5 protein-coding genes are annotated in these 2937 nt (G+C 32.8%); 2 read left to right on the top strand and 3 right to left on the bottom strand.

Annotation, left to right across the window (positions count from 1 at the left end):
• On the top strand, positions 1 to 439 hold a 439-nt coding region (locus tag WFK35_RS21915), incomplete at its 5' end, for a class I SAM-dependent methyltransferase (RefSeq protein WP_336734687.1).
• Positions 440 to 491: 52 nt separating this feature from the next.
• Here WFK35_RS21915 and WFK35_RS21910 read toward each other — a convergent pair.
• From WFK35_RS21910 to WFK35_RS21900, 3 genes are all read right to left on the bottom strand, one after another.
• The gene (locus WFK35_RS21910; RefSeq protein ID WP_336734685.1) at positions 492 to 1196 is read right to left on the bottom strand and encodes a T9SS type A sorting domain-containing protein; all 705 of its coding nucleotides are present in this window, start codon (positions 1194 to 1196) and stop codon (positions 492 to 494) included.
• A 126-nt stretch (positions 1197 to 1322) separates the two neighbouring features.
• Positions 1323 to 1652, bottom strand: coding sequence for a DMT family transporter (locus tag WFK35_RS21905; RefSeq protein WP_116099649.1), 330 nt, complete (start codon positions 1650 to 1652; stop codon positions 1323 to 1325).
• A gap of 167 nt (positions 1653 to 1819) precedes the next feature.
• Complete coding sequence (locus WFK35_RS21900) at positions 1820 to 2386, bottom strand: Crp/Fnr family transcriptional regulator (RefSeq protein WP_235131922.1); 567 nt, start codon at positions 2384 to 2386, stop codon at positions 1820 to 1822.
• A gap of 340 nt (positions 2387 to 2726) precedes the next feature.
• Between WFK35_RS21900 and WFK35_RS21895 the strand changes: the two genes are divergently transcribed.
• On the top strand, positions 2727 to 2937 hold a 211-nt coding region (locus WFK35_RS21895), incomplete at its 3' end, for a LacI family DNA-binding transcriptional regulator (RefSeq protein WP_336734682.1).

Here is a 2937-nt window from a genome sequence, read left to right as displayed (position 1 = left end):
CTTAAACTACATTTCTGCCGATCTTTTTTCGCCGATTGTAGACGTAAAAGCAGACATTCTCGATCTTCCTTTTGAAAATGAAAGCTTCGATATTATTTTTTGTAACCACGTTCTGGAACATATTGAAGATGATGCCAAAGCGATGAACGAACTGTATCGTGTTTTAAGACCGGGAGGTTGGGGAATTCTGCAGGTTCCGATGAAAAATTCTCTGGAAAAAACGTATGAAGATTTTACGATAAAAGATCCGAAAGAACGTCAGAAACATTTCGGGCAGTACGATCACGTTCGTTGGTACGGAATGGATTATTTCGACCGACTGAGAAAAGCAGGGTTTGAAACGGATATTAATTTTTATTCCAAACAGTTTACCGAAGAGGAAATAAAAAAATACGGGCTTAGAGAAAATGAAATTCTGCCTTTGGTGTATAAAAAATAAAAAACGTCTTCATTGCGAAGACGTTTTTGCTGTATTAATGATAACAAACAATTTATTCTTTAATAAATTTCAAAGGTTTTTGTCCTTCAATCATTAAAATATATTGTCCTTTTACAAAATTCCGAGTATCAATCTTCACTTTTTTGTCAGATGTTTTACCTTCATACATCATTTGTCCAAGCATATTGAAAACCTTTACAGGAAGATCATTTTCCAGATTTATCACAATTAAATTGTCCTTTACAGGATTTTGAAAAGAAATGGTAGCTTTAAGATTATTCTCTTTTGTAGATAAAATGGAACTGTTGTAATAGATTTTATTACTATTAGAAGGATTTGTTATGATTAAAGTCTTTCCTGAACCATTGGGAACAATCTGATAATTATAAACTTGACCAATTGCCGGATTAACGTAAAAGTCGCAGTTTTTTTGATCATATCCTTGTACAGCAGTCATATTGTTTCCCCAGTAATCTGCCAACGTACATCCTGCAGAACTGTTTTTAATAAAGGAATCATCTATCGTAGAAAAGGTAAGCGGTATTCCGGAAACATTAAAATACTTTGAAGTAAAAACGTTGCTTCCCGATGAATTCGAAAATGTAGAAGGCTGAAGCGACTGATCCATCGTAGGAGTAACGGTTGTTTGTCCTCCTATAATCATTTGTGAAATATACCAGTTTGTATTGAACAGTTGAGACGTATTTTGAGCTAATAAAAGACCGCCGCAACACAAAAGAAGTAAAGTTTTTTTCATGGTTGAAATTTTTTCAAAGATAATTAAAATTATAAACTTTCTGTAATAAAAAAACCGCTTTCAAATTCTGAAAACGGCTTTGCTATAAAGCATTTAACAAGATTATAAATTTATCTTTAATTTTTTTTAATGTGCAGAAACAGCTTTCAATCCAACCACAGATCCAATTAAAGTCACAATAAAGAAAATTCTCCAGAAGCTTACCGGATCTTTAAAAAAGAAAATTCCCATTAAAACAGTTCCTACCGCTCCAATTCCTGTCCAGACGGCATAAGCGGTTCCGATAGGTAAGGTTTGGGTGGCTTTAATCAGTAAAAGCATACTTACCGTTAAAGAGATCAGAAAACCTGCAAACCAAAAGTACATTGTTGTTCCGCTTGTTTCCTTTACTTTTCCCAGACATGAAGCAAAGGCAACTTCAAATAACCCTGCAATAATCAAGATGATCCAATTCATTTTTTTGTCATTTACAATTGCAAAGTTCCGTAATTTGGTAAGAATAAAATTTTACAATTGTTAAAAAATCTACTGTAAAGATTAGATCTCATCTATCCAAACTCTACAACCCTACAACCCTCACACTCTCAAACGCTAAAATTCTCAAACACTCCAACCCTAAAACACTACAGCTTAATCTCCGCTCTTATTCTACTTAAGCTCACTTGCGAAATCCCTAAATAAGAAGCAATATGCCCAAGCTGAACCCTTCTGATCAGGTCAGGTTTGTTTTTTACCAAATCTTTATATCTTTCAAGAGCCGTTTTATATTGTCTTGAAATAATCAGTTCTTCGGTTTTTACCAGTTCTCTTTCCGCAAACTTTCTTCCCCAATTCGCTATATGAATATCTTCGTTGAATAATTTTTTAAGATGCTCTGTTTCCAGTTGATACAATTCGCAGTTTTCCAACAGTTCAATATTTTCGTATCCGGGATTGTTTTCCACATAACTTTTCATGGAAACCACAGGTTCGCCTTCACTTCCGAACCAGAATGTGATGTCTCTGTCTTCTGTAGATGCATACGCACGAACAATTCCTTTTTTCAACAAATAAATATGAGGAATTACCTTTCCAGCTTCCATCAGACAGAAATTCTTAGGATAAGAAACTTCTGTAATGTATTGTTTCAGTTTTATTTTTGAGATTTCGGGAAGTAAGTAAATGCGGTCGAGAATCTGGTCAATTTCCATAAGTCTTGGATAATTTGTCTAAAATATTGGTTTTAACAACAGAAAACAAGAAAATTATTCTCCTCTGTTTTGATTTAAATTAAAAATTAATTAAATTTAGAAGGTAAAACGTTTAACCAAAACAGGAGCCATAAAGTCTTAGTTGATTAATATTGAATTAATATACCAATAATTTAAATTTGAAATTAATTTTAACTGATTGATTTTTAATGTTTTGAATTTTATTTTATTTCGGTTTCGAAAAACTGCCAATCTACAATTATTTTCAAAACGACCAAAAAAAACGTCTATTGTTTTTTATATTTTTTATGAAATATTTTTGCATCAAAGTCAGAAAATTATGAAAAGAGCTTCTATTAAAGATATTGCGAGAATTGCAGAGGTTTCTGTAGCTACGGTTTCCTATGTTCTCAATAAAAAAGAAGGAAGCAGAATTAGTGAAGCGACCAAAACCAGAATTCTTGACGTTGCAAAAAGCATCAATTATACCCCGAATAAAATTGCCAAAAGTCTGAAAATGAACAAAACGAAGCTTATAGGGTTGATTGTTG

The organism is Chryseobacterium sp. VD8, assembly GCF_037149975.1.
In the GTDB taxonomy this organism is placed as follows: Bacteria; Bacteroidota; Bacteroidia; order Flavobacteriales; family Weeksellaceae; genus Chryseobacterium; species Chryseobacterium indicum.
This window is presented reverse-complemented; position numbering and strand designations above follow the sequence as displayed.